The organism is Streptomyces sp. NBC_00370, assembly GCF_036084755.1.
In the GTDB taxonomy this organism is placed as follows: domain Bacteria; phylum Actinomycetota; class Actinomycetes; order Streptomycetales; family Streptomycetaceae; genus Streptomyces.
The window spans coordinates 3548587-3574379 of record NZ_CP107968.1 but is presented as its reverse complement, the minus strand read 5'-3'; the positions used below and the strand labels follow the sequence as shown (position 1 = coordinate 3574379).

Sequence of the window (25793 nt, the reverse complement as noted above, 5' to 3'; positions counted from 1 at the left end):
GAGGAGTGTGGCGGCGATGGTGCAGGCACCGACCTTTCGGGACGTGGAGGCCGCGGCGGTGCGCGGGGCTTCCGTGGTGCACCGGACGCCCGTGTTGCGGTCGCGGCTGCTCAACGAACAGCTCGGCGCCGACGTGGTGTTCAAGTGTGAGAACTTCCAGCGCGTCGGCGCGTTCAAGTTCCGTGGGGCGTACAACGCGCTCGCGCAGTTCAGCCCCGAGCAGCGGAAGGCCGGGGTGGTGGCCTATTCGTCGGGGAACCACGCCCAGGCGGTCGCGCTCTCCGCGCAGCTGCTGGGCATTCCCGCGACCATCGTCATGCCGCACGACGGCCCCGCGTCGAAGATCGCCGCGACCAAGGCGTACGGCGGCCAGGTCGTCCCGTACGACCGGTACACCGAGGACGTCGTGGAGATCACGCGCGCGCTCGCCGATGAGCGCGGGCTGACGTTCGTCCCGCCGTTCGACCATCCGCATGTGATCGCGGGGCAGGGCACCGTCGCCCGTGAACTGTTCGCCGAGGTCGGTGAGTTGGACGCGCTGTTCGTGCCGCTCGGCGGTGGCGGGCTGCTGTCGGGTACGGCGCTGGTGGCGCGCGAGGTCGCGCCGGGGTGCCGGTTGTACGGGGTCGAGCCGGCGGCCGGCGACGACGGGCGGCAGTCGTTGCGGCAGGGGCGTCTCGTGCGGATCGAGACGCCGAAGACCATCGCGGACGGCGCGCAGACCCAGCATCTGGGCGAGCACACCTTCGAGATCATCCGCCATGCGGTCACCGACATCCGCACCGTGACCGACGACGAACTCGTCGACGCCATGCGGGCCTTCGCCACGTACATGAAGCTCGTCGTGGAGCCCACCGGCTGTCTCGGGTTCGCCGCCGTGCGCGGGGCGGCCGACGAGTTGCGTGGGCAGCGGGTCGGTGTGGTGATCAGCGGCGGCAACATCGACCTCGACCGGTACGCGGCGCTGCTGGCCGCCGCGTGACCGGCGCGCGCGGGTGACCAGCGTCTTCGACTTATTGGTCCATACCAAAGCCTTGACACGCGATGCCTTCACTTCTTAAATCACGAGTGAGCCATGTCACTCCGTCAGTGATTGGCATGGGCATGACACACCCCCCATGTGTGAAGAAGGGTCGTCGCCCGATGATCAGGAACAGCTGGAACAGACCTCGCCCCAGGAAGGCCCGCCCGCTGCTGCTCGCACTGCTGGCCGGGCTGCTCGGCCTGGTCGCCACCGCCACCACCGGCGGCGGGGCCGTCGCGGCGCAAGCCGCCCCGGCCGCACCCGCGTTCAAGGTGCTGGCCTTCTACGACGGTACGTACGACGCCGCCCACATCGACTTCGTCAAGGAAGCCAACGCGTGGTTCCCGCAGACGGCGGCCGCCAACAACTTCTCGTACACCGCCACCAACAACTGGGACCAGCTCACCAACGCGAGCACCCTCGCCCAGTACCAGGTCGTGCTGTTCCTCGACAACGCCCCGCACACCGCCGCCCAGCGCGCCGGGTTCGAGCAGTACATGCGTAACGGCGGCGGCTGGATGGGCTTCCACGTCTCCGCCTTCACCACCGACGCCGGCGAGTGGCCCTGGTACTACAACGAGTTCCTCGGCTCGGGCAACTTCCAGACCAACACCTGGGGCCCGGAGGCCGCGACGCTGAAGGTCGAGGACCACTCGCTGCCCAACACCGCCGGGCTGCCCGCGACGTTCACCTCCGCCGTCAGCGAGTGGTACAGCTGGAGCAACGACCTCAGGCAGAACCCGAACATCAAGATCCTGGCGTCCGTCGACCCGGTGAGCTTCCCGCTCGGCACCGACCCCAACCAGGACTGGACCAGCGGCTACTACCCGATCCTGTGGACCAACACCAACTACAAGATGGTGTACGCCAACTTCGGGCACAACGACATGAACTACAGCACCAACCAACGGCTCTCGTCCACGTTCGCCAGCGCCACCCAGAACAAGTTCCTCGTCGACAGCCTCAAGTGGCTCGGTACGGGATCGGTGGGCGACGGCGGTACGACGCCGCCGTCCGGGCCGATATCCGAGACCGCCTGGTACTCGCTGGTGAACAGCGGCAACGGCAAGTGCGTGGACGCGAAGGCCGCCGCCACCGCCAACGGCACCCCCGTCCAGCAGTACGCCTGCAACGGCACCCAGGCGCAGCAGTACCAGGTGCGCGCCACGGACGGCGGCTTCTCGCGGATCGGTGTCCGGGCCGACCCGCAGCAGGTCATCGACGTCACCAACGTGTCCACGGCCGACAACGCGCCGCTCCAGCTGTGGAGTTACTCCGGCGGCACCAACCAGCAGTGGAAGGCGGTGGCCGAGTCCTCCGGCGCCTACCACTTCACCACCCGCGCCACGGGCAAGTGCCTCAGCGCCCCGGCGAGCGCGGCGGACGGTGTGCAGCTCGTCCAGCGTGCCTGTGACGGCTCGGCGGCCCAGTCGTTCAAGCTGCTCCAGCAGTCGTAACGGGGGACGTATCGCCGCACGTAGCTGACCTCGGCGCCGCTTCGGTGGTGTCGAGGTAGTTACGTTCTCTTGATAAGCCTATTGTTACTACTTATGGATGAAGAGATTGGAGCGGCGCTCCGCCTGTCCGTCGCCCGGATCGCCCGGCGGCTGCGCCAGAAGCACGCCGTCGGCGACGTGACCCTCTCCGAGGTGTCCGTGCTCTCCCGGCTCAGCCGGGACGGCGCCGATTCCCCCGGCTCCCTCGCCGACCTCGAACGGGTACGTCCGCAGGCGATGGCGACGACGCTCGCCGCACTGGAGGAGCGCGGGCTCGTCCTGCGCACCCCGGACGCCGCCGACGGCCGCCGCGCCGTGATGACGGTGACCGACCAGGGCCGCAAGGTGCTGATCGACCGGCGCTCCGAGTCCGTCCAGCGGCTCACCACCGTCCTGAACGAGGAGTTCACCGACGACGAGCGCGCTGCGCTGCGGGGCGTACTGCCGTTGCTCGACCGGCTGGCGGAGCGGCTGTGACGGCCGAGCGCAAGGGCCCCGGCGGCAAGGGCCCCGACGGCAAGAGCCCCGGCAGCGAGGGCCCCGAGGGCAAGGGCCCCCGGCCGAAGGGCCGCGCCGCCAGGGAAGCGGCCCGGGGGCCCGTCACCGACCGCTACAAGTGGGTGGCGCTGTCCAACACCACCCTCGGCGTCCTGATCGCCACGATGGACAGCTCCATCGTGATCATCTCGCTGCCGGCGATCTTCCGGGGGATCGACCTCGACCCGCTCGCGCCGGGGAACATCGGCTATCTGCTCTGGATGATCCTGGGCTATCTGCTCGTCTCGGCCGTGCTCGTCGTCGTACTGGGCCGGCTCGGGGACATGTTCGGCCGCGTCAAGATGTACAACCTCGGCTTCGTGATCTTCGCCTGCGCCTCGATCGCCCTGTCGCTCGACCCGTTCAAAGGCGGCAGCGGCGCGCTCTGGCTGATCCTGTGGCGGGTGGTGCAGGCCGTCGGCGGCTCGATGCTGACGGCGAACTCCGCCGCCATCCTCACGGACGCCTTCCCGTCCGGGCAGCGCGGCATGGCGCTCGGCATCAACCAGGTCACCGCACTGGCGGGACAGTTCCTCGGTTTGCTCGCCGGCGGGCTGCTCGCCGTCGTCGACTGGCGTGCGGTGTTCTGGGTCAGCGTCCCGATCAGTGTGATCGGCTCCATCTGGTCGTACCGCAGCCTGCGCGAGACCGGCACCCGCAAACCGGGCCGGATCGACTGGTTCGGCAATGTCACCTTCACCGCGGGCACGGGCATCCTGCTCGCCGCGATCACGTACGGCATCCAGCCGTACGGCGGGAACGCGACCGGCTGGTCCAACCCCATGGTGCTGGGCGGGATCTTCGGCGGGATCTTCCTGCTGATCGTGTTCTGCTTCGTGGAGACGCGGGTCAAGGAGCCGATGTTCCAGCTCGCGCTGTTCCGGGTGCGGGCGTTCGCCGCCGGCAACCTCGCCGCGCTGCTGACCGCCATCGCCCGCGGCGGGCTCCAGTTCATGCTGATCATCTGGCTCCAGGGCATCTGGCTGCCGCTGCACGGCTACGACTTCGAGGACACCCCGCTGTGGGCCGGCGTCGCGATGCTGCCGCTCACGGTCGGGTTCCTGATCGCGGGCCCGGTGAGCGGCTACCTGTCGGACCGCTTCGGCGCCCGGCTGTTCTCGACCGGCGGGCTGCTGCTGGTCGCGGCCTCGTTCGGGGGGCTGCTCACCCTGCCGGTGAACTTCAACTACTACCTGTTCGCCGCGCTGTTGCTGCTCAACGGGCTCGGGCAGGGGATGTTCTCCTCGCCCAACACCTCGGCGATCATGGGCAGTGTCCAGCCGGAGTACCGCGGGGTCGCCTCCGGGATGCGCTCCACGTTCCAGAACTCCGGTACGGCGCTGTCGATCGGTGTGTTCTTCTCGCTGATGATCTCCGGCCTCGCCTCCTCGTTGCCGCACACCCTCAACTCAGGCCTCCAGGCCCAGGGGGTACCGGCGGCGACGGCGGACCAGGTCGCGTCGCTGCCACCGGTGAGCACCCTCTTCGCGACCTTCCTCGGCGACAACCCGATCGGACATCTGCTGGCGCCGAGCGGAGTGCTGGACAAGCTCTCGCACGCCCAGGTCACCAAGCTGACCGGGCACAGCTTCTTCCCCCAACTGGTCTCGGGTCCTTTCCACGACGGACTCGTGATCGTCTTCAGCGTGGCCGCGGGCATGGCTCTGGTCGCCGCGGTCGCCTCCCTGCTGCGCGGTGGGCACCAGCGTGCCGACCAGCAGCCTCCCTCGGGCCAGGGCCCGGACCAGGGCCCGGACCAGGGCCCGGACCAGAACCCGGGCAAGGACCCGGGCAAGAATGAGAAAGGACAGCCCAAATGGCGAAAAGCGCCCTCCTCGTGATGGACGTCCAGCGCGGCATCACGGACCGGTTCGACGGGGACGCCGGCTATCTGCCACGGCTGCGCCGGGCCGTCGACGCGGCCCGCGCCGCCGACATCCCGGTGGTGTACGTCGTGGTCGGCTTCCGGCAGGGGCACCCCGAGGTCAGCGCCCGCAACAAGACGTTCGGGGCGGTCGCCGCGCACGTCGCGGCCTCCGGTGCGCCGGGCGGTTTCACGGACGACGATCCGCAGGCGCAGATCCACCCCGATGTCGCGCCGCGCCCGGGTGACGTCGTCGTCACGAAGAAGCGGGTCAGCGCCTTCGCGGGCAGCGATCTCGATCTCGTGCTGCGCGCCGGGGAGATCGACCAGCTCGTCCTCACCGGCATCGCGACCAGCGGTGTCGTCCTGTCGACCCTCCGCCAGGCCTCCGACCTCGACTTCGGCCTCACGGTGCTGGAGGACGGCTGCCTCGACTCCGACCCCGAGGTGCACCGGGTGCTCACCGACAAGGTGTTCCCGCGCCAGGCGGACGTCGTGACGGTGGACGAGTGGGTCGCGACCGTCGGCAAGTGATCGGCAGTGATCGGCAGTGATCGGCAAGTGTGACCGGCAAGTGCAAGTGATCGGTAGGTAAGGGGCTGTGACGCCGTGCCCGTGCCCGGTTGACCGCGTACCGGGCGCGGGCATAGCGTCACCGGGTCACTGAGCAAGCGCTTAGGCCTAGGAAGGTGCTCCAGGTGCCCGTGCCCCACACCGAAGCCGAGGCCGGCGCCGCGCTGACCGCACCCGGCGCGCCCTTCGCCGTCGTACGCGCCGAGGACGGCTCGCTGATCTACGAGAGCGGCCCGCGCACCCTGCGCGAGTTCGTCGAGGCCACGTGGGCGTACGGCGACCGGCCGTTCCTCGTCGGCGAGAGCCGCACGTACACCTACGGCGAGTTCTTCGCCGCCGCCACCGCGCTCGCCAACCGCTTCGCCGGCCCGTACGGGCTGCGCCCCGGCGACCGCGCCGCCATCGCGATGCGCAACCACCCCGAGTGGCAGATCGCCTTCTGGGCGACGCAGCTCGCCGGTCTCGTCGCCGTACCGCTCAACGCCTGGTGGACCGAGGACGAGTTCCGCTACGCCCTGGCCGACTGCGAGCCGCGCGTGCTGCTGGTGGACGGGGAGCGGCTGCCGCGCGTCAGCGGCTGGGCGCGGAGTGCCGGGGCGCGGACGGTGGTCTTCCACGCCCTACGTGACGACGAGGCGCAGGACGGCGTCGAGCGGTACGAGGACCTGCCGGCCCCCGATCCGGCCGCCGCCCCGCCCGACGTAGAGGTACGGGCCGAGGACGACGCCACGATCATCTACACGTCCGGCACGACGGGCCGGCCGAAGGGCGCGGTCGCCACGCAGCTCGCCCAGGCGGGCGCGGCGACGAACCCCCGCTACCTCGCCGCCGTCGCCGCGCTCGGCCGCGGCGAGATCCCGGGCCAGGGGCCCGCGCCGGTCGGCCTGATGACGTTCCCCTTCTTCCATGTGGCGGCCTTCACCAGCGTCTACTCGGTGATGGCGGCGGGCGGGACGCTCGTCCTGATGCGCAAGTGGGACGCGGGGCGCGCCCTGGAACTGATCCGTGAACACCGGGTGACCTACTTCGCCGGCGTCCCGTCCACCGCTCTCCAGCTGCTGGACGCGGCTGTCGCGGCCGACGACGACCTGCCGACGCTCGCCATGCTGAACACCGGCGGCGCCGCAGCCCCGCCCGGCCTCGTGGGCCGGATCACCGACCGTTACGGCGAGCGCGTCGAACCGCGCAACGGCTACGGCCTCACCGAGACCTGCGGCGGGGTGACGGCCAACTTCGGCGCCGCCTACCGCGCCTTTCCCGGCAGCGTGGGCCGGCCCACCCCGGTCACGGAGACCCGCGTCGTCGACCCGACGGGCGCGCCGCTGGAGGCGGGCGAGGTGGGGGAGCTGTGGCTGAGGGGCCAGTCGCTGGTACGGGGCTACTGGGGCGACCCGGAGGCGACGGTGGAGGCGGTCACCCCCGACGGATGGTTCAGGACGGGCGATCTCGCGACGGTGCGCGAGGGGCGCGTCAGCATCGTGGACCGGATCAAGGACATGGTCGTACGGGGCGGCGAGAACGTGTACTGCGTGGAGGTCGAGGCCGCGCTGTACGACCATCCGGACGTCCTCGAAGCGGCCGTGGTCGGCGTACCGCACCCGGTGCTCGGCGAGGAGGTCGTGGCCGTGGTGCAGCTCAGGCCGGCCGCCACGGCGGGGGTGGACGAACTGCGCGCGTACTGCGCCCTGAGCCTCGCCCCGTTCAAGGTGCCGGCGCACGTACTGCTGCGGGCGGACCCACTGCCGCGCAACGCGACGGGCAAGGTGCTCAAGCGCGAGTTGCGCGCCGCGTCACGCGCCGCGACCGGGCCCCTGGGCGGGCCGGGCGCCACCTGACCCGGCCGAGCCGCCAAGCCGCAAAGCCGCCGAGTCGCAAAGCCGCCGAGCCGCCGCACCGGCCTCAGGAGCGGGTCACACGTACCCGGTAGTTCCCGCTCGGTTCCTGCGCCAGGACCGTGATCTTGATGTGGTTGTCGTCGTCCGTGAACGACTCGCCCGCCTGGTACGGCGCGTCCGACAGTTCCGCCTGCACGTTCGGCAGCCGCGTGCAGCCGCCGCTGTCCTTCTTGCTGTCCTCGATACTCACCGGGCCCCTGCCGGTGTCCACGGTCGAGTCCACGTGGTAGATCAGCACCCCCGGCTCACACACCGCCTCGTCGTTGCCCGCACGCGTGCGCACCTCCGCCGCGTACCCGGACTGGCCCGACACGGGTATGAAGATCAGCTTGGAGCCGCCGGGGGTGGCCAGCGGCTTCAGTGTGTACTCGCTGGTGCCCGGCGACGAGGCGCAGTTGATCTGGTTGTCGTCGAGCCAGCCGAGCTTCCACTTGTGCCAGCCCAGCAGGTCGTTGTCGGCGCCCCAGTCCTCGGACATGATGTCCCAGTGCCCGACGGCCCCGCCGCCGTCCGTGGTGTACAGGTCGGGCAGGCCGAAGACATGGCCGTTCTCGTGCGGCAGCACCCGAAAGCCGGTCTCCGCGTACGACCCCGACCCGTCGTCCTGGCGGCTGTAGACGAAGGACGTGTTGGACAGCGGCACCCCGTCCGCGTGCGGGGCGTCGTCGTTCCCCGAGAACGTCACGGACAGGACGGTGTCCAGCGCCGAGGGCCCCGCGTTCGGGGTGACCAGGATGTTCACCAGGTCGTACGCGCTGAAGTCCACCCGTGAGTCGGCCTCGCGCACGATGTCCTTGACGAGGTCGTGGTAGCCGGGTTCGTACGGTGAGCCGCGCTCGATCCCGTAGGCGGAGAACGCCTTCGGCATGCGCAGCCAGTCCTTCAGCGGGGCCTCGGGGTGGTAGTCGAGCCGCCCGTAGGAGCTGGTCCTGAACCACTTCGTGGTCTGCGGGAAGAATTCCGCGAGCCGGTCGAGCGCCCGCCCCTTGCCCGGCGCGTCCGGGAAGTCGATCATCAGGTTGAGGGCGTGCACCGTACCGGTGGAGGGCGAGTAGCCGGGCGGAGTCGGCAGCCCCTCGGACATCTGTACGGTCGTCGTGGTGGAGGCGATCCGGCACGGGCCGAGCACCGCGTCGTTGTCCACGGCGGGCCCTGCGGAGGCGCGACTGGCGTTGGGGAGCGTGCCGCTCGCCGTCGTCAGCGCCGCGAGGGTGAGGGCGGCCAGTCCGGCGAGCGCGCCGACCCGACGGGGCCTGCGGTGCCTGCCGTGAGAGCCTCCACGTATCCCGCGCGTGTGCTGCATACGGTCGCCGCCTTCGGGTCACCGGCAGCCGGCCGTCCTGACTGCCCGGGCCGAACGGGAGCGCCCGGGCCGACTGCGCTCTGTTCGATCACCCTGCGTCGCCCGGCGTGTCGGCGCTCGCTGGGTGCGCCGATCGTGGGTACTTCCGGTGCCGGTCGCGGGTTCTTCCGATGGTGTGAGCCAGGTCACGCGATCGAGTGAAATAACCGGGGATCTCTTCCCCGTTTGCACCTGTGTCCGAGCCAAACGGGGAAGCCATCCCCGGTTACGGCCGAGTTACCGCCCACTACGAGGGAAGGCCGACGTGACCGCCACAGCCGCCGTCGAAACCGAAGCGCGCCGGGTTCCCCGACCGCGCGCGGACGCTCTGCGCAACAGGGAGCGGATCGTCGCAGCGGCCCGGGAGATGTTCGTGGAGTACGGGCCCGAGGCCCCGCTCGACGAGATCGCCCGCCGCGCGGGCATCGGCAACGCCACGCTGTACCGGCACTTCCCCGACCGCACCTCCCTCATCCACGACGTCGTGCTCTCCGTCCTGGCCCGCACGGCGGACCTGGCCGAAGAAGTCGCGATGCGGGAGTCCGACCCCTCGTTCGCGCTCCGCCGCTTCGTGCACGCGGCGGCAGACGAGCGGGTGGGGGCCCTGTGCCCCCTGCTCTCCGGTGATTTCGACCGAGCCCGCCCCGACCTCGACGCGGCGCGCATGCGCCTCGAAGGCGCCGTAGAAGCGCTGATGGAACGGGCACGGCAGGCCGGACGACTGCGCACCGACGTCGCCGTCGGCGACCTGATGGTCGCGCTGTCCCAGCTCACCCGCCCGCTGCCCGGCACCGGCTGCGTCAACATGGACCGGTTCACCCACCGGCATCTGCAGCTGTTCCTGGACGGCCTTGAGGCGCCCGCCCGGTCGGAACTCCCCGGCAAGGCCGCGACTCTGGAGGATCTGCGCCGCGCCGCTCCGTGACGCGCCCTGAACCCATTCCACGTATTTGACCCTCGGCCCTAGGCCGTCACGTAGACCAGCGGCAGGCGCTCGACCCCGCCTGTCCATCACACCGTCACCTCATGACCCGGGTGACTCAACGACCTCGTAAGACCGGCAGCGTCGCCTGTACTTACGCACGTTTTCGCCTTTTCGCACCCTTAGGTGGATACCTCCATGTCTCAAACAGCCGACACCCGGCTTCCCGATCCCAGGCGCTGGACGGCACTCGTCTTCATCGCCCTGGCCCAGTTGATGGTGGTCCTCGACGCGACCATCGTGAACATCGCGCTGCCGCACGCACAGGCCGACCTCGACATATCCGACGCCAACAAGCAATGGATCATCACCGCCTACGCACTCGCCTTCGGCGGACTGCTGCTCTTCGGCGGACGTATCGGTGACCTCTGGGGCCGCAAGCGCGCCTTCGTCATCGGTCTGACCGGATTCGCCGCCGCTTCCGCGGTCGGCGGCGCCGCCGTCAACGAGGCGATGCTGTTCAGCTCGCGCGCCGCTCAGGGCCTCTTCGGCGCCCTGCTCGCGCCGGCCGCCCTGTCGCTGCTCGCCGTGACCTTCACCGAGGCCAAGGAGCGCGCCAAGGCGTTCGGCATCTTCGGTGCGATCGCCGGTGGCGGTGGCGCCGTCGGCCTGCTGCTCGGCGGCTTCCTCACCGAGTACCTGAACTGGCGCTGGACGTTCTTCGTCAACATCCCGTTCGCCGCTGTCGCCGCGCTCGGCGCGTACTTCGTCATCCGTGAGCCCGAGGGCCAGCGCAACCGCTCGCCGCTCGACGTTCCCGGTGTCGTGCTCTCCACGCTGGGCCTGGTCTCGCTGGTCTACGGCTTCACCCGCGCCGCTTCCGACGGCTGGTCCGACCCGATGACGGTCGGCCTGTTCGTGGCGACCGTGGTCCTGCTCTCGGCGTTCGTCTTCGTCGAGTCGAAGGTCAAGGCCCCGCTGCTGCCGCTGCGTGTGGTCGCCGACCGCAACCGCGGTGGTGTCTACGCCTCGCTGGGCCTCGCCATCATCGGGATGTTCGGTCTCTTCCTCTTCCTGACGTACTACCTCCAGGTCGTGCAGGGCTACTCCTCGGTCAAGACCGGGTTCGCGTTCCTGCCGATGGTCGTCGCCATGATCACGGGCTCCACCCAGATCGGCGCGCGGCTGATGACCCGGGTCCCGGCCCGGCTGCTGATGGGTCCCGGCTTCGCGCTGGGCGCCGTGGGCATGCTGCTGCTGACCCGGCTTGAGGTCGGCTCGTCCTACCCGGCCGTGATCCTGCCGGGCATGGTCCTGCTGGGCCTCGGTATGGGTACGGCGTTCATGCCGGCCATGTCGCTGGCCACGCACGGCATCGAGCCGCGTGACGCCGGTGTCGCCTCCGCGATGGTCAACACCTCGCAGCAGGTCGGCGGCGCCATCGGTACGGCGCTGCTGAACACGATCGCCGCCTCGGCCACCACGTCGTACCTCGCCGCGCACCTCGCGGGCGCCGGTGCCAACGCGAAGCTGGTCCAGGCGCAGGGTCTTGTGCACGGCTACACGAACGCCATCTGGTGGGCCGTCGGCATCCTCGCCGTCGCCTCCGCCATCGCGTTCACCTTCATCAACGCCGGACGGCCGAGCGCGAGCACGGTCAGCGGCGGTACGAAGGACGCCGGCTCCGAGGACGAGGTCAAGATCCCGGTGGCGATGCACTGACGGTCGCCCCCGCCGGCTTGAGCCGGTCGTGAAGGCGATCAGGTGAACACGTACGACGGATCTGCCCTGGTGTCGCGGTGTTTCAGCGGCGCCAGGGCAGATCCGCGTCCGCGCCCGCGCGGCTCTCGGCCTGCAGCCCTTCGGCCAGCACCCGCATGATCTCGCCGAGCTGGCCCACCTGCGCCGGGCTCAGCCGGTCGAAGATGGCCTCCCGTACGGCGGCGACATGGCCGGGCGCCGAGCGCCGCAGCACCTCACCGCCCGCCTCGGTCAGGAACGCGTTCTGTCCGCGCTTGTCGGACGCGCAGTCCTCGCGCCGTACCCAGCCGTGCTTCTCCAGGCGGGCGACCGCGTGGGAGAGCCGGGACCGGGTGATCTTGGCGTCCTTGGCCAGCTGGGTCATCCGTATCCCCTGCGCGGGCGCCCTGGAGAGCTGGACGAGCAGGGCGTAGTAGATGTGCGGCATCCCGGCGTCGCGCTGGAGCTGCCGGTCGAGATGGTCCTCCAGCAGGGTCGTGGCATGCAGATAGGCCTGCCAGACCCGCTGCTCCTCGTCGCTGAGCCAGCGGGGCTCCGTGGGTGACGTGGTCATGAAGGCACCCTATCTGTTATTGAAAGTTTAACTAGATTCGGTTAGTCTCAGGACCGAGAACGCTTGAGGTCTCAAGTACCTGGGAGTGAAGAGCCGTGAACGCAGTCGCCGAGCGCATGCCCACCCTCTACCTCTCCCACGGCGCCCCGCCGCTCGCCGACGACCCGCTGTGGCCCGCGGAACTCGCCGCCTGGTCGGCGGACCTGCCGCGCCCCAAGGCGATCCTGATGGTCTCCGCCCACTGGGAGGAGGCGCCGCTCGCGCTCGGCGCGGTCGAGACGATACCGCTCGTGTACGACTTCTGGGGCTTCCCCGAGCACTACTACCAGGTGCGGTACGCGGCCCCCGGCGCCCCGGAACTCGCCGACTCCGTACGGAAATTGCTGCGCGGCGCGGGCACGCCGGTGCAGGACGTGCCGGACCGCGGCCTCGACCACGGCGCGTACGTGCCGCTGGTCGAGATGTTCCCGCGGGCCGACATCCCCGTCCTCCAGGTCTCCATGCCGACGCTCGACCCGCAGCGGCTGCTGGAGATCGGCCGCAAGCTGGCGCCGCTGCGGGACGAGGGCGTGCTGATCGTCGGCAGCGGCTTCTTCACCCACAACCTCGCCGCGCTGCGGCACAGCGGTCCGGGGGTGCCCGGCTGGTCGGCGGAGTTCGACGACTGGGGGCAGCGGGCGCTGCTCGCACAGGACGTCGACGCGCTGCTGGACTTCGAGCACAAGGCCCCCGCGGGGCGGCTGGCCCACCCCCGCACGGAGCACTTCGCCCCGCTGTTCGTGACGCTGGGAGCGGCGGAGGGCGAGCTGGGTGAGGGCCGGAGCATCATCGACGGCTTCTGGATGGGCCTGGCGAAGAGATCACTCCAGTTCGGCTGAGCGACTGATGGGCGGGCTGAGCCGCCGTGCCCCGGTCTCTCGGCCGAGCGGCTTCTCGTACCAGGCCACGTCCCAGTAGCGGCCGAACTTCCGGCCGACCTCCTGGTACGTCCCCACGTACCGGAAGCCGAAGCGCGCGTGCAGCCGCCCGGAGGCCTCGTTGGGCTGCGCGATGCCCGCGTAGGCGCGGTGGACGTCCTCGGACTCCAGCGCCGCGAAGAGCGCCTCGTACAGCAGCGTGCCGACGCCGCCCCCCGCGGCGTCCGGCGCGCAGTAGACGCTGACCTCCACGGAGGTGGAGTAAGCGGGCTTCGCCCGGAAGGGGCTGCTGGTTACATAACCCAGAATGCGGGCATACGGGACATCCTGAGCAACCAAAAGCCGGTGCGGGCCGTCTTCAGGGTGGGAGCGCAGCCATGGCAGCCGCTCCTGCGGGGTGAAGGGAACGGTGTCGAACGTGACGGCGGTCTCGCGGACGTAGTGGTTGTAGATGTCGGTCAGCGGGCCGATGTCGGCCTCCGTTCCTGACCTGACCTGCACTTCTCGGGCCCTGGGCGCCATTCGGTACCTCCCTGCGGCGGGACAGGGTACTGCATGATCACAAAAATCCAGGCACGCAGGGGAATTCTGTCCGGATTCCAGTCGTTCTTACCGACAGATGCAGGGCACCCGGGAGGGTGTCGCGACCTACTCAGTCAAGTAAGGGAGCTCGCATGGCAACCCGTGCCGTCGCCCGTCGTACCGCCACCCGCGGAACGAACGCGGCAAGCAGTGTTCGCGCTGTGGGCGGGGAGATCGCCGACCGCGACCTGGTCGGCATGTACCTCGACGAGATCGCTCGCACACCGCTGCTCGACGCCGCAAAGGAAGTCGAGCTGTCCCAGACCATCGAGGCCGGCGTGTTCGCCCGGCAGATCCTCGAAGGAGACGTCCAGAGCGAGGCCGGCGGAGCCTCGCGCGAAGAGCTCGAAGCGCTGATAGCCGAGGGCGAGCGCGCCAAGGACATCTTCATCAAGTCCAACCTCCGCCTGGTCGTCGCCGTCGCGCGGCGCTACCCGCGCAGCGGCCTGCCCCTGCTGGATCTGATCCAGGAGGGCAACGCGGGCCTGGTGCGCGCCGTGGAGAAGTTCGACTACGCCAAGGGCTTCAAGTTCTCGACGTACGCGACGTGGTGGATCCGTCAGGCCATCACCCGCTCCATAGCCGACCAGTCCCGTACGATCCGGCTCCCCGTCCACCTGGTGGAGGAGCTGGGCAGGATCCGGCGCGTGCAGCGCGAGTTCAACCGCGAGCACGGCCGCGACCCGGAGCATGCCGAGGTGGCCAAGGAGCTGGACTCCACGCCCGAGCGCGTGACGGACGTGCTGGACTGGGCGCGTGACCCGGTCAGCCTGAACATGTCGGTGGACGACGAGGGCGACACCCAGTTCGGCGACCTGCTGGAGGACACCTCGGCGGTCTCGCCGGAGCAGTCCGTGATGACGCTGCTGCGCAGCGAGGAGCTGGAAGACCTCATCGGCAAGCTCGACCAGCGCACGGCCTCCATCATCAAGATGAGGTACGGCATCGAGGACGGCCGCGAGCGCACGCTGACCGAGGTCGGCAAGGAGCACGGGCTGACCCGCGAGAGGATCCGTCAGATCGAGAAGCACGCGCTTCTGGAGCTGAAGAAAATGGCCAGGGACACAGGTTTCGACGCGGCGGCGTGACGCAGCCGCTCCGCAGCCGTAGTGTCACCCGTATCCGCACAGTGCGCTTGTGCGCGTCGGCCGATTCGTCGGCCCCCTGAGACGAGCCCCGGCACCAACCCCCCCCAGGTGCCGGGGCTCACCCATGCCCGGCACGGCCGGCCGCGCGGGTGAGCCTGGCGCCCAGGTCCTTCAGATGGTCCGTCAGCGACGTGGGCGCGTGGACGGTGAACTCGCAGTCCACCAGGGCCAGTCGCAGCGCCAGCCACTCCGGCGAGTCGTTCGACTCGGTCCGCAGCCGGCAGGAGTCGGGCCCGGTCGGGGCCGGTGCGCCGAGGAACGACGGCAGCCGGCCCGCCACGAAGTCGGCGGGCGCCGCGAAGCTCACGTCGACCTCGAACCGCGCCCGCGTCCGGGCGGCCATCGACTTCCCCAGCAGCTCGGCCGCGTCACCCGCCGGCAGCTCGCGCGGGGTGAACCGCGAGCCGGTGGCGAAGGGGTCGCTGACCCGGTCGACCCGGAACGTACGCCAGTCGGCCCGCCCCAGGTCGTACGCGACGAGATACCAGCGCCAGCCGGTGGAGACCAGCCGGTACGGCTCGACCTGCCGCTTCGTGCGCGTACCGTCGCCCGAGCGGTAGCCGAAGCGCAGCCGCTCCTTGCCGGTGACGGCGGACGCGATCGTGGTCAGGGTGCGCGGGGCGACCGTTCCTCCGTCGCCCCGGGTGAGCGGCATGGTGGCCGCCTGGAGCGTCGACACCCGGCGACGCAGCCGGGACGGCAGGACCTGCTCCAGCTTGGCGAGAGCCCGTACGGACGCCTCCTCGATGCCCTCGATGGCGTGGCCCGCTCCCGCCCGCAGTCCCACGGCTATCGCGACGGCCTCCTCGTCGTCGAGCAGCAGGGGCGGCATGGCGCTCCCCGCGACCAGCCGGTAGCCGCCGACGGCGCCCTTGGACGCCTCGACGGGATAGCCGAGGTCGCGCAGCCGGTCGATGTCGCGGCGGATGGTGCGCGGGCTGACGCCGAGCCGCTCGGCCAGCTCACTGCCCGGCCACTCGCGCGGGGTCTGGAGCAGGGACAGCAGGCTGAGGAGTCGTGCCGGGGTGTCCGTCATGGTTCCCATGATGCGGTCCGTATAGGACATGAACTGTCCTAGATGACTTCTAGCGTGTGCCCCATGAGTTCCCGAACCGCCGTACTGGATACGGCTTCCGACCCCGCGCCCGAGGGCCGCCCGCCCGGTGCCTCCGCGCCGGTCGCCCCCGCCCCGGGGGACCGCAGGCGCTGGCTCGCCCTGGCCGTCATCATGACGGCGGCCTTCATGGATCTGGTCGACGTCACCATCGTCAACATCGCGATCCCCAGCATCGAGCGCGACATGAAGGCCTCGTTCGGCTCGATCCAGTGGATCACCGCCGGGTACGCGCTGGCCTTCGCTGCCGGTCTGATCACCGGCGGCAGGCTCGGTGACATCTACGGCCGCAAGCGGCTCTTCCTCGTCGGCATCACCGGTTTCACCCTCGCGTCCGCGCTGTGCGGCTTCGCGGCGAATCCGGAGATGCTGGTCGCCTCCCGGCTGCTCCAGGGCGCCATGGCGGCGATGATGGTGCCGCAGGTGCTCGCCATCATCCACGCGACCTTCCCCGCGCACGAACGCGGCAAGGTCTTCGGGATGTTCGGCGCGATCGTCGGCCTCGGCGCCGTCTCGGGACCGCTGTTGGGCGCGCTGCTGACGCAGTGGAACGTCGCGGGCCTGGAGTGGCGGCCGATCTTCCTGATCAACCTGCCGGTCGGGATCGCCGGGGTGATCCTCGGCCGGAGGTTCATCACCGAGTCCAAGGCGCCCACGGCGTTGCGCCTCGACCTGGTGGGCGTCGTGCTGGTGACGCTCGGTCTGCTGATGCTGATCTATCCGCTGACCCGCGGCCGTGAACTGGGCTGGCCGCTCTGGGGACATCTGCTCATGGCCGGCAGCGCGGTGGTCTTCGCCGGCTTCGTGGCGTACGAGCGGTACAAGACGCGCAAGGACGGATCGCCGCTGGTGGAGCTGTCGTTGTTCAAGGTGAAGAGCTTCGCCGCCGGTATCGCCGTGCAGTTGACCTTCGGCATCGCGCTCGGCATCTTCTTCCTGGTCTGGACGCTCTACATGCAGATAGGGCTCGGCTGGACACCGCTGCGGGCCGGGCTGACCGGACTGCCGTTCTCGATCGCCGTCTCCACGGCGGCCGGGCTCTCCGTGCAGAAGCTCGTGCCGCGCTTCGGCCGCAAGGTGCTGCAGGCGGGCGCGCTGCTGATGATCGCCGGACTGCTGCTGTACATCGGTGAGTCGGCCCGGTACGGCACCGGGATCCACACCTGGCAGATGATCCTGCCGCTGGTGGTGATGGGCCTCGGGATGGGGCTGATCGTCGCGCCGCTGACGGACGCCGTGCTGTCGGACGTACCGCGCGAGCACTCGGGTTCGGCGTCGGGTCTCATCAACACGACGCAGCAGATGGGCAACGCACTGGGGCTCGGGCTGGTGTCGGTGGTGTTCTTCGGCGTGATCGACGGGGCGAAGGGTCCGGTGGGTCCGGCGTTCGTGGACGGCTTCCAGCACGCGCTGTGGTGGGTCGTCGCGGTACTGGCGGTGATCTTCGCGGTCATGTTCGCCCTGCCGGCCAGGGCGCGGGCGGCGGCCGTCGACCACTGAGCCGTGCGGGGGAGGGCGGCCCGGGTGCCCGCGTGGTGCCCTGGGCCGCCGCTCAGCCCTGGGGGCCGACCCGGGAACGTACCCGCATCGCCTCGCGGGCCGCGCTCTCCTCTTCGTAGACCTCACACATATGACGGCGGTCCGGGGTGGCCGTGTGCTCGACTTCCCAGAGGCTGGTCTCCGAGCCGTCGATCAGCAGGAACGCGTGCTCGTAGAGGGTGAATCCGACGCTCTTGCCGTCGATCTGGCACTGCTTGCCGTAGACCTGCGCGATGTGGTGGGCGAAGGCGGTACGCAGCTGGCGCGCCGTCCCCTCGCCCGGCCGGTCCGGGTTCTCCGCGCGGCGCAGCACCCGGCGGGCGTGGTCGGGGGAGTTGTCCGCGACGTACATCCGCTGCGGGGTGGCGGCGGGCGTCACCAGCAGACTGCCGAGCAGGGTGAACTCGGCGCCGAAACCGCCCGCCCCGAAATCTGCCGTGCTGTCACCGCCGGGTCCCGTACCGGCTTTCCCGCCGGGGGCCAGCCGGGAGGCGGCGAGCCGGGCGTCCGCCTCTTCCGTGTACAGCTCGTGCACCTGCGCGCCGTCCCGGCAGGCGTTGTGCACCAGCTCCCACACGGTGAGCGCGCTGCTGTCCGTGAGCAGATACGTGTGCCGGTACAACTCGCGGTGCAGGCCGGCGCCGTGGTGTGCCGACGTGAGCGTACTGGCGTGGGCCAGTGCGCCGTGGAGCCGCTCGATCAGGGTGTCGGGCAGATCGAAGGAGTTCAGCGCACGGCCTAAGAGGCGTTCGATCTGCCTCTCGGTCGGCTCGGTCGTCTCATACGGACCGTTCAAGTTGGCTCTCCAGGACGTCGCCACATGTCACTTGGTGATTGCATAACGTAGCCCCTGGGGCTGACATCGGGTCCGTAATTTGGAGAAAGGTAGACGTTCGTAGCGGAAGTTTTTCACACCCGTTTCCGTCCGCCGCTGCCGTAGAGATCCGTGTACGAGGGGAACGTCCCGCCGGGGCCCGTCATTCCGCGCGCCGTGAGAACCGCGCGCACGATCGCACGGGTCACCACGTCCGCACCGGCGGCCAGTACCTCGTTCAGGGCGAGCGGATCGCCTTCGGCGAGGGGGAGTTGGCCGGTCGCGAGGGTGAAGACGGTGTCGCCGTCGTTGAGCAGGTGCACCGGGCGCACCGCCCGCGCGATGCCGTCGTGTGCCGTGCCGGCGAGCTTCTGGGCCTGGGCGCGGGTCAGTTGGGCGTCGGTGGCCACGACGGCGAGCGTGGTGTTGAGCGGAGCGGAAGCCCCCTGCGCTCGTACCTCTGCCAGTCTTCGCAGCGCCGCCTCGTGGACCTCCGTGGCGGGATGGTCCGTACGTCCGTCGTAGTACTGCCCGTACAGCACCCCTGTGAGTGGATCGACCGCCGATCCGGCCGCGTTGGCGACGACCAGCGCGGCGACGGTGATGCCCGACTCCAGCCGCTGACTCGCCGTACCGACCCCGCCCTTGAGCGACCCCACCACCGCCCCCGTACCGGCGCCGACCCCGCCCTCGGTTACCGGCGCCCCGGCAGGGGTCGCCGCGGCGGCCTCGACGGCGGCCCGGCCCGTCGCCGCGTCGGGACGCACCTGCCAGTCCCCGCCGCGCCCGAGGTCGAAGATCCCGGCGGCCGGCACGACCGGCACCACCTGGGCCGGGTCGGCCGAGACCCGTACGCCACGGCCGCGCTCCTCCAGCCACGCCATCACCCCGGACGCCGAGTCCAGGCCGTACGCGCTGCCGCCCGTCAGGACGACCGCCTCGACGCGCTGCACGAGATTGCGCGGGTCGAGGGCGTCGGTCTCCCGGGTGGCGGGCCCGCCGCCCCGTACGTCGACGGCGGCGACCACCCCGCCCTCCGGGGCGAGGACGACCGTCGTCCCGGTCAGGGCATGCTCCCCGTCGACCTGTGCGTGGCCGACCCGCAGTCCGGCCACATCGGTCAGTGCGTCATTCGCTGTCATGATCACCCTCCGTCTCGCTGTCCGTGCCGCCCCTGACGAGTGCCACCCCGACGGCCACCGCCGCTGCCGCCACCAGACCGGCGACGAGCACCGCCCACGTACCGGCGAACGTGACGGCGGCGATGGCCACCGCCGCGCCCGGCAGCACGATCTGCTGGGCCGGGCCGGACTTGAAGTGGCGCGCGTGCAGCAGCCAGACGGTCAGCAGGAAGACCGCCGCCGGGACGGTGACGGCCGCGGACGCCGCCAGGGTGGAGATATGCGCCTCGCCCGTGGCCTGCTCCACCGCGACCTCAAGGCCCGCACCGATCGCCGCGGCCGAACCGAAGATGACGAAGTGGCCGTAACCCCAGGGAATGGCCTGCCGGTTGCTGCTCAACCGCCGCTGCGCCGGGACGGCGAAGTAGATCCACCAGGCGGAGAAGACGATGAGGACACCGCCACCGGCGATGGGCAGCAGCCGGTGCAGGACGTCATGCTCGTCGAGGGCCGACTGGACGGCCACGGTGGCCGCCGACATCGTCTCGCCGAGGACGATCAGCGTGAACAGCCCGTAGCGCTCGGCGATGTGGTGCGGATGCCACGGCGTCGCATGCCGGCGCTCGGCCACCACCGGCACCAGCATCTCGGCCGCCCCGACGATCAGGAACAGCCAGTGCTTCATCCCTCCGGGCACCGCCAGCAGACCGAGCCAGGCCGCCTGGCAGATCACCAGCCCCACGGCGTAGGTCACATTGGTCCGCCGCCCGGGACTGCCCGCAGGTTCGGCGGCCGTCGCCCGCAGCCACTGTGTCGTCAGCGCCAGCCGCATCACGACATAGCCCACGACGGCGACGGTCCAGTTGTTGTCGTCGAAGGCGCGCGGCACCCCGGCGGCGAAGATCAGCACACCGCAGATCTGCACCAGGGTCGCGATCCGGTACGGCACGTCGTCGGTGTCGTACGCCGAGGCGAACCAGGTGAAGTTCATCCAGGCCCACCACACGCCCCAGAAGATGAACAGATACCCGATGACGCCGGTGCCCACATGCCCCTCGGCGAGCGCGTGCACCAGGCGGCCCCCGGCCTGGGCGACGGCGACCACGAAACACAGGTCGAAGAAGAGTTCCAGCGGGGTCGAGGCGCGGTGTGCCTCGTCCCGGCTGCGGGCGGTCATCCGGCGGTGCGGGCTCACCGCTGCGTCATGCGCTGCGTCGGTCGGCGTCATGGGACCAGCACAGCAGAGTGCTCCGACGCGGCGCGACGCGCACCGCCGTACGCTTGCCGTATGAGCAGTGTCCCCGCACCCGACCCGCAGCCGGCCGACCACGGCCGGCCGCCGCGCCCGCACCCCGGCCTGATCTTCGACGATCCGCTGGACCAGCAGTCGTCGGACGACACGGACAGCGGCTGGGGCGAGCGGCCCTCCGGCGGCGACAGCGCCGCCGACCTGGCCCGGTTCCTCGACGAGAAGCCCCCGCACCACATCTGAGTGAGGGCGGCCAGGACGGCGGTCACGAGCATCGTGACTAGCCGTCGCGCCCGGGGCCGCGCTGGGTGACCAGGGTGTCCCTGATCTCCTTCAGCACCTCCAGCTCGCTGACCTCGATGATCTCCTGCTGCTCTTCCTTGACCTCGTCGTGCCTGGCCCGCCGGGCGAGGTACCTGGACATCGGCAGCACCATCAGGAAGTACACGACGGCCGCGGTGATCAGGAAGGTGAGCGTCGCGCTGAGCACCGTCCCCCACATGATCTGAATGCCTTCGGCCTCCCCGGCGCCGTTCGTCCTGCAGGGTGCCTTGAGGCACGAGCTGTACTTGTCCAGATCCTTCGTGCCGAACGCGCCGACCACGGGATTGATGACGCCCTTGACGACCGCGTTCACGATGTTGGTGAACGCGGCGCCGATGACGACGGCGACCGCGAGGTCGATCACATTGCCGCGCATCAGGAAGGCTTTGAAGCCCGCCAGCACGCTGTCCTTCTGCTCGCTCACGAGTGAGCCTTTCTTCGCCTGTGGGGTAGGGGTCGCACACTGCACCGCAACCTACGGCAGCGCGTGCCCACGCTGTCCAATCCGCACACGCGATCTGCTGACCCGCCGGTTCGTCAGTACGAATCAGCACAGCGTCACCGCCAGTTCGGAGCCGGCGGCGGCCCCGGCGAGCGCAGTCGCCGTGGCCCGCGGTACGGACAGGACGAGCAAAGCGCCACCGTCAGGGGCGAGTTGCCCGCCACCGTACGACTCTGACATCTCCGGCATTTCTGGAATCTCGGTCACCCGGGCGCCTGCGGCGACCACCCGCGCCTCGGTCCGCGCCTCCGTCCCTGCCTCGGGCCCGCCCGTCGCGATCACATCGACCCGGTCGCCGCGCCGCAGCAGGCGGACCGTCGCCGCGTCGGCGATCCGGACCGGCGCCGACACCAACTCCCTTGCCCTGGACCTCGGCAGCGGTGCTTCGGCCCTGCCCGGCGTCCGGGCCACGGCCGCCGCCGCGGCGCTCGCGCGGCTGTCGCCGTCGGCCGCCGCACCGCCCGGCCCGCTCGCGGCCAGGGCCGCCGCCGTCACGGCGAGACCGGCCGCCACGGCACGCCGCCGCCGGACCAGCGCCCTGTGCAGCCGCTGACCACGACGGCGTACCAGCAGCGGCTCGAAGGGCGGCACGCCGCGCGGGGGAGAGGGCAGGGGAGGCAGGGGAAGAGGGACACGGGACATGGCAACCACCGTCCGACGTGAGAAGTTGTGCGGTCGCTCCTCACGATCCACGGTTCCGCCAGATCCCGCTCAAGGCTGTGGACAAGCGGACGATTGTGGATAACTCCCCTGCCGTTAGGGGTGAATCACCCGGCCATGGATGAGTCACTCGGCCTGGCGGACGCGTTCCCGTACGGCGTCGCGGTCCACGCCCAACCGGTCCAGCAGCTCGGCCGCCGGATCCGGCCGCTCGCACTTCAGCAGCGACAGCAGCAGATGCTCGCGCGTGATGCGCCGGCCGCCCGTCTTCCGTACCTCCGCCAGCGCGCGCGGCAGCACCGCACGGGCACCCGACGTGAACGGGGTGCGCTTGCGGGAGAGCGGTACCGGCGGCCGGGCGACGCCCTTGACGTCGATACCGAGCATCGCCAGCGCGTCCTGGTCGAGGGCGTCGAGAGCGCCGCGCGCGGTCTCCAGATCGATGTCGAGGGCCCGGACGGCCGGTGACTCGGGCGCGTCCAGCAGCCCCAGCAGCAGATGTTCGGTGCCGATGCGGCGGTCGCCGCGCTGCCGCGCGGCCTCCAGCGCCGAGGTGACGGTCGTACGGGCGTCCGCGGTGAACTGTTCGAACATGGTTGTCTCACTTCCCGTGCTTGGTGTGCACCGACTGTCGCGAGACGCCGAGGGCGTCCCCGATCTGCTCCCAGGTCCAGCCCTGCTCCCTGGCCCGCGCCACGGCGGCCGACTCGACCTGTTCCGCCAGCCGGTGCAGGGCGCTCACCGCCCGTAGCCCCACGGCCGGTTCCCGCGACCTGAGTCGTGCTGAGAGGTCATCCGATTCCATGCCGTCAGCCTGGATTGACAGGCGTGCGATTGTCAACCCAGACTGACATCGTCAATCCAGACTGACATGCCGAAGGGATCCCCGATGAACACTGCCGAGGTCGTGATCGCGGGCGGCGGCCCCAACGGGCTGCTGCTCGCCTGTGAGCTGCGCCTGGCCGGCGTACGCCCCGTGGTGCTGGAGCGGCTGCCGGCGCGCGGCGCGGCGCCCAGGGCCAACGGGCTGGTCGGGCAGGTGGTGCGGATGCTGGACCTGCGCGGCCTGTACGAACGGCTGGCGGGCCGGGCAGGACCGCCGGAGGCCACGCCCTTCTTCCAGTTCGGCGGCATCCCCCTGGACCTGCGCGCACTCGACCCGAACCCGCTGCACACCCTGCTGGTCCCGCAGGCCCGTATCGAACAGGTCCTGGAGGAACGCGCCCGGGAACTCGGCGTGGAGATCCGCAGGGGCCACGAACTCACCGCGCACGACCAGGGCGCGGTGAGGGGCGCGGATCAGGGCGCGGCCGGTGACGGCGCGGGCGTCACCCTCGACGTACGCGCCCCCGACGGCCCGTACCGGATGCGCACCCGCTATCTGGTCGGCGCCGACGGCGGCCACAGCCTGGTCCGCAAACAGTCCGGCATCGGCTTCCCCGGCACCACCGACGACACCTTCTCGTCCCTCACGGGACATGCCGTCGTCCCGCCGGGCCTCCTCCGCGCAGGCACCGGCGAACTCACCCTGCCCGGCGCGCCGCCGCTGCGCCCGTACGCCCAGAACCGGCTGCCGGGCGGGGTGTTCACGTTCGCCGAGATGCCGCCGGGCTCCGGTGTCCATCTGGTCTCCGTCATGGAGTGGCACCGCCCGCCGTCCGGGGCGGGCGACAACACCGCGCCCGCCGTGACGTTCGGCGAACTCACCGCCGGCGTACGGCGCGTGCTCGGTACGGACCTGGCGTTGACGCCACCGACCACCGAGGGGCCACACCGGCTGAGCCGGCTCACCGGCGTCAGCTCGCGGCAGGCGGAGACCTACCGGGCAGGGCGCGTCCTGCTGCTCGGGGACGCCGCCCACGTGCATTCAGCCGTCGGTGGCCCCGGGCTCAATCTCGGGCTCCAGGACGCCGTCAACCTCGGCTGGAAACTCGCCGCCGAGGTACGGGGCGTGGCGCCGCGCGGGCTGCTCGACACGTACGAGACCGAGCGCGCGCCCGTCAGCAGGCGGGTCCTCATACAGACGCGCGCCCAGATGGCGCTGATGCGGCCCGGCGATGACATCACGGCGGCGCGCGAACTGCTCACCGAGCTGTTCGACGACCTCGGCAACCGGCGGCGGATCGCGGCGCTGCTGGCGGGGCCCGAGACGGCGTACGGCCCGTGGTTCCCCGACACGCGGCCGTCCGGAGTCGCGTGGCCCGCCGTCGCCGAACGGCTGCGGGCAGGCCGCGCCGTACTGCTCGACCTCGGCGGCCACAGTGCCGTCGCCGACATCGCGGCAGCCCTGCCCGACCGGGTCGATCTCGTCACCGGCCGACCGGAAGAGCGTCCTTCGGCGGCGGGCTCCGCCGTGCTGATCCGGCCCGACGGCTACGTGGCCTGGTCGGCGCCGGCCGCCGGGCCACCGCACGAGGGGCTGCGCGAGGCCCTGGCCGACTGGTTCGGGACGGCTACGGCAGCTTGAGGCCGGTGTCGATACCGTCCAGCGCGTGCGAGCACAGGCAGTCCCGCTCCTCGCTCGCAGGCAACCCGCCCACCGCGTCGAACAGGACCGTACGCAGCCGGCCCACATTGGCCGCGAAGACCTTCAGCACCTCTTCGTGCGACACGCCCTCGCCCGTCTCGGCGCCCGCGTCCAGGTCCGTCACGAGCGTCATCGACGTGTAGCAGAGGCCCAGTTCGCGGGCGAGGACCGCTTCGGGGTGGCCGGTCATCCCGACGACCGACCAGCCCATCGCCGCGTGGAACACCGACTCGGCGCGGGTGGAGAACCGGGGCCCCTCGATGACGACGAGCGTCCCCCCGTCCACCGGCTCCCAGTCGTGGGTGCGGGCGGCGGCGAGCGCGGCAGCGCGGCCGTCGGGGCAGTAGGGGTCGGCCAGCGAGATGTGGACGACCTTGGACGCGCTGCCGTCCGGCAGCGGCACCCCGTCGTAGTACGTCTGGGCGCGGGCCTTCGTACGGTCCACGAGCTGGTCCGGTACGAGCAGGGTGCCAGGGCCGTACTCCGGGCGCAGCCCGCCGACGGCGCACGGGCCGAGCACCTGCCGTACGCCGACGGAGCGCAACGCCCACAGGTTGGCGCGGTAGTTGATGCGGTGCGGCGGCAGGTCGTGGTCGCGGCCGTGCCGCGGCAGGAAGGCGACCCGGCGGCCGGCGATCTCGCCGAGGAAGAGGGAGTCGCTGGGCGGTCCGTACGGGGTCTCGACGGGCAGCTCGGTCACATCCTCCAGGAAGGAGTAGAAGCCCGAGCCACCGATCACACCGATCTCTGCGTTCGCCATGCCCGTCACACTATCGGCACCCACCGACAGTCAGGCCGAGCGGCTGAGCGGCCAAAGTGGCCGGGGACACGCCGAAGACCCCGCCGTGCGAAACGGCGGGGTCCTCGAAAGCGAAAAATCCGGGCGGACGAATCCGGGCGGACGAATCCGGGCGGACGAATCCGGGCGACGGATCAGGCGGCTGACGAGCCGCTGGAACTGCTCGACGAGTTCGACTTCGAGCCTGAACCCGACTTCGAACCCGAACCGGAGTCCGAACTCGAAGAACCGGAACCGGAACTGGAGCCCGAGGCGGACGCCGACGAACCGGCCGTCGCCTTGGAGTCCGACTTCGACTCGCCACCGGAGGCCGACTTGGCCGCGGCGGGCGCGCTGCTCGTGGACGAGCCCCGGCTGTCGTTCCGGTAGAAACCGGAACCCTTGAAGACAATGCCGACCGCCGAGAACACCTTCTTCAGGCGTCCCTGGCAATTGGGGCACACGGTGAGGGCGTCATCGGTGAACTTCTGCACCGCCTCAAGGCCCTCGCCACATTCGGTGCACTGGTACTGGTAGGTCGGCACTTGCTC

General features: G+C 70.6%; 26 protein-coding genes. 13 read left to right on the top strand and 13 right to left on the bottom strand.

The features are described from left to right. Positions 1-16 precede the first annotated feature (16 nt). The 6 genes from OHS57_RS15855 (at position 17) to OHS57_RS15830 (ending at position 7329) form a co-directional block, all read left to right on the top strand. Positions 17-982, top strand: a complete 966-nt coding sequence (locus OHS57_RS15855) for a threo-3-hydroxy-L-aspartate ammonia-lyase (protein WP_328582357.1) — start codon at positions 17-19, stop codon at positions 980-982. Positions 983-1143: 161 nt separating this feature from the next. Continuing rightward, complete coding sequence (locus OHS57_RS15850) at positions 1144-2481, top strand: ThuA domain-containing protein (RefSeq protein WP_328582356.1); 1338 nt, start codon at positions 1144-1146, stop codon at positions 2479-2481. 93 nt (positions 2482-2574) lie between these two features. Next, on the top strand, positions 2575-2997 hold the full coding sequence (locus tag OHS57_RS15845; RefSeq protein ID WP_041988685.1) for a MarR family winged helix-turn-helix transcriptional regulator: 423 nt from the start codon (positions 2575-2577) through the stop codon (positions 2995-2997). Between the two features lie 185 nt (positions 2998-3182). Next, positions 3183-4898 carry an MFS transporter gene (locus OHS57_RS15840; RefSeq protein WP_443043073.1) on the top strand — a complete coding sequence of 572 codons (1716 nt, stop codon included), beginning with the start codon at positions 3183-3185 and terminating at the stop codon, positions 4896-4898. After that, complete coding sequence (locus tag OHS57_RS15835) at positions 4874-5455, top strand: cysteine hydrolase family protein (protein WP_328582355.1); 582 nt, start codon at positions 4874-4876, stop codon at positions 5453-5455. The genes OHS57_RS15840 and OHS57_RS15835 overlap by 25 nt, the downstream gene beginning before the upstream one ends. Before the next feature lie 155 nt (positions 5456-5610). Beyond that, positions 5611-7329: a class I adenylate-forming enzyme family protein gene (locus OHS57_RS15830; protein WP_443042899.1), complete on the top strand. Its 1719-nt coding sequence runs from the start codon at positions 5611-5613 to the stop codon at positions 7327-7329. 64 nt (positions 7330-7393) lie between these two features. Here the strand turns inward: OHS57_RS15830 and OHS57_RS15825 are convergent, their stop codons facing one another. Continuing rightward, positions 7394-8692, bottom strand: a complete 1299-nt coding sequence (locus OHS57_RS15825) for a M6 family metalloprotease domain-containing protein (RefSeq protein WP_328582353.1) — start codon at positions 8690-8692, stop codon at positions 7394-7396. A gap of 304 nt (positions 8693-8996) precedes the next feature. On the opposite strand from OHS57_RS15825, the gene OHS57_RS15820 reads away from it, so the two are divergent. Together OHS57_RS15820 and OHS57_RS15815 are read left to right on the top strand one after the other, a co-directional pair. Further along, positions 8997-9656, top strand: coding sequence for a TetR/AcrR family transcriptional regulator (locus OHS57_RS15820; RefSeq protein ID WP_041988691.1), 660 nt, complete (start codon positions 8997-8999; stop codon positions 9654-9656). 195 nt (positions 9657-9851) lie between these two features. Next, the gene (locus tag OHS57_RS15815) at positions 9852-11375 is read left to right on the top strand and encodes an MFS transporter (RefSeq protein WP_041988693.1); all 1524 of its coding nucleotides are present in this window, start codon (positions 9852-9854) and stop codon (positions 11373-11375) included. Between the two features lie 82 nt (positions 11376-11457). On the opposite strand, the gene OHS57_RS15810 is transcribed toward OHS57_RS15815, so the two are convergent. Further along, positions 11458-11967, bottom strand: a complete 510-nt coding sequence (locus tag OHS57_RS15810; protein WP_328582352.1) for a MarR family winged helix-turn-helix transcriptional regulator — start codon at positions 11965-11967, stop codon at positions 11458-11460. A gap of 95 nt (positions 11968-12062) precedes the next feature. Here OHS57_RS15810 and OHS57_RS15805 point away from each other — a divergent pair, with 95 nt between their 5' ends. Further along, positions 12063-12845, top strand: a complete 783-nt coding sequence (locus OHS57_RS15805; RefSeq protein ID WP_328582351.1) for a dioxygenase family protein — start codon at positions 12063-12065, stop codon at positions 12843-12845. Here the strand turns inward: OHS57_RS15805 and OHS57_RS15800 are convergent. Next, the gene (locus tag OHS57_RS15800; protein ID WP_328582350.1) at positions 12828-13406 is read right to left on the bottom strand and encodes a GNAT family N-acetyltransferase; all 579 of its coding nucleotides are present in this window, start codon (positions 13404-13406) and stop codon (positions 12828-12830) included. The genes OHS57_RS15805 and OHS57_RS15800 overlap by 18 nt on opposite strands. Before the next feature lie 152 nt (positions 13407-13558). On the opposite strand from OHS57_RS15800, the gene OHS57_RS15795 reads away from it, so the two are divergent. Next, on the top strand, positions 13559-14554 hold the full coding sequence (locus OHS57_RS15795) for a sigma-70 family RNA polymerase sigma factor (RefSeq protein ID WP_041988700.1): 996 nt from the start codon (positions 13559-13561) through the stop codon (positions 14552-14554). Positions 14555-14672: 118 nt separating this feature from the next. Here OHS57_RS15795 and OHS57_RS15790 read toward each other — a convergent pair whose 3' ends face one another. Then, positions 14673-15650 carry a helix-turn-helix transcriptional regulator gene (locus OHS57_RS15790; RefSeq protein WP_328582349.1) on the bottom strand — a complete coding sequence of 326 codons (978 nt, stop codon included), beginning with the start codon at positions 15648-15650 and terminating at the stop codon, positions 14673-14675. Between the two features lie 63 nt (positions 15651-15713). Here OHS57_RS15790 and OHS57_RS15785 point away from each other — a divergent pair, with 63 nt between their 5' ends. Beyond that, positions 15714-17228, top strand: a complete 1515-nt coding sequence (locus OHS57_RS15785; protein ID WP_328582348.1) for an MFS transporter — start codon at positions 15714-15716, stop codon at positions 17226-17228. A gap of 52 nt (positions 17229-17280) precedes the next feature. Here the strand turns inward: OHS57_RS15785 and OHS57_RS15780 are convergent, their stop codons facing one another. The 3 genes from OHS57_RS15780 to OHS57_RS15770 form a co-directional block, all read right to left on the bottom strand. Further along, positions 17281-18063 (bottom strand): DUF6227 family protein, encoded by a 783-nt coding sequence (locus OHS57_RS15780; protein WP_328582347.1) that lies wholly within the window; start codon positions 18061-18063, stop codon positions 17281-17283. Positions 18064-18176: 113 nt separating this feature from the next. Then, positions 18177-19223, bottom strand: coding sequence for a P1 family peptidase (locus tag OHS57_RS15775; RefSeq protein ID WP_328582346.1), 1047 nt, complete (start codon positions 19221-19223; stop codon positions 18177-18179). Continuing rightward, positions 19210-20430, bottom strand: a complete 1221-nt coding sequence (locus tag OHS57_RS15770; protein WP_328582345.1) for a low temperature requirement protein A — start codon at positions 20428-20430, stop codon at positions 19210-19212. Before OHS57_RS15770 ends, OHS57_RS15775 begins: the two co-directional genes overlap by 14 nt. Before the next feature lie 60 nt (positions 20431-20490). Between OHS57_RS15770 and OHS57_RS15765 the strand changes: the two genes are divergently transcribed. After that, the gene (locus OHS57_RS15765; RefSeq protein WP_041988713.1) at positions 20491-20694 is read left to right on the top strand and encodes a hypothetical protein; all 204 of its coding nucleotides are present in this window, start codon (positions 20491-20493) and stop codon (positions 20692-20694) included. 37 nt (positions 20695-20731) lie between these two features. On the opposite strand, the gene mscL is transcribed toward OHS57_RS15765, so the two are convergent. The 4 genes from mscL to OHS57_RS15745 all read right to left on the bottom strand — a co-directional run bounded on the left by mscL (position 20732) and on the right by OHS57_RS15745 (position 22742). Continuing rightward, positions 20732-21199 (bottom strand): large conductance mechanosensitive channel protein MscL, encoded by a 468-nt coding sequence (gene mscL / locus OHS57_RS15760; protein WP_041988716.1) that lies wholly within the window; start codon positions 21197-21199, stop codon positions 20732-20734. A 123-nt stretch (positions 21200-21322) separates the two neighbouring features. Further along, positions 21323-21919 (bottom strand): RcpC/CpaB family pilus assembly protein, encoded by a 597-nt coding sequence (locus OHS57_RS15755; protein WP_328582344.1) that lies wholly within the window; start codon positions 21917-21919, stop codon positions 21323-21325. A gap of 144 nt (positions 21920-22063) precedes the next feature. Next, the gene (locus tag OHS57_RS15750; RefSeq protein WP_328582343.1) at positions 22064-22531 is read right to left on the bottom strand and encodes a Clp protease N-terminal domain-containing protein; all 468 of its coding nucleotides are present in this window, start codon (positions 22529-22531) and stop codon (positions 22064-22066) included. 7 nt (positions 22532-22538) lie between these two features. Beyond that, positions 22539-22742 (bottom strand): helix-turn-helix domain-containing protein, encoded by a 204-nt coding sequence (locus OHS57_RS15745; RefSeq protein ID WP_041988720.1) that lies wholly within the window; start codon positions 22740-22742, stop codon positions 22539-22541. Between the two features lie 84 nt (positions 22743-22826). On the opposite strand from OHS57_RS15745, the gene OHS57_RS15740 reads away from it, so the two are divergent. Further along, complete coding sequence (locus OHS57_RS15740; protein WP_328582342.1) at positions 22827-24404, top strand: FAD-dependent monooxygenase; 1578 nt, start codon at positions 22827-22829, stop codon at positions 24402-24404. Here the strand turns inward: OHS57_RS15740 and OHS57_RS15735 are convergent. Further along, complete coding sequence (locus tag OHS57_RS15735) at positions 24391-25224, bottom strand: S-methyl-5'-thioadenosine phosphorylase (RefSeq protein WP_328582341.1); 834 nt, start codon at positions 25222-25224, stop codon at positions 24391-24393. The genes OHS57_RS15740 and OHS57_RS15735 overlap by 14 nt on opposite strands. A gap of 173 nt (positions 25225-25397) precedes the next feature. Next, positions 25398-25787, bottom strand: a complete 390-nt coding sequence (locus OHS57_RS15730) for an FmdB family zinc ribbon protein (protein ID WP_328582340.1) — start codon at positions 25785-25787, stop codon at positions 25398-25400. Between the last annotated feature and the right edge of the window lie 6 nt (positions 25788-25793).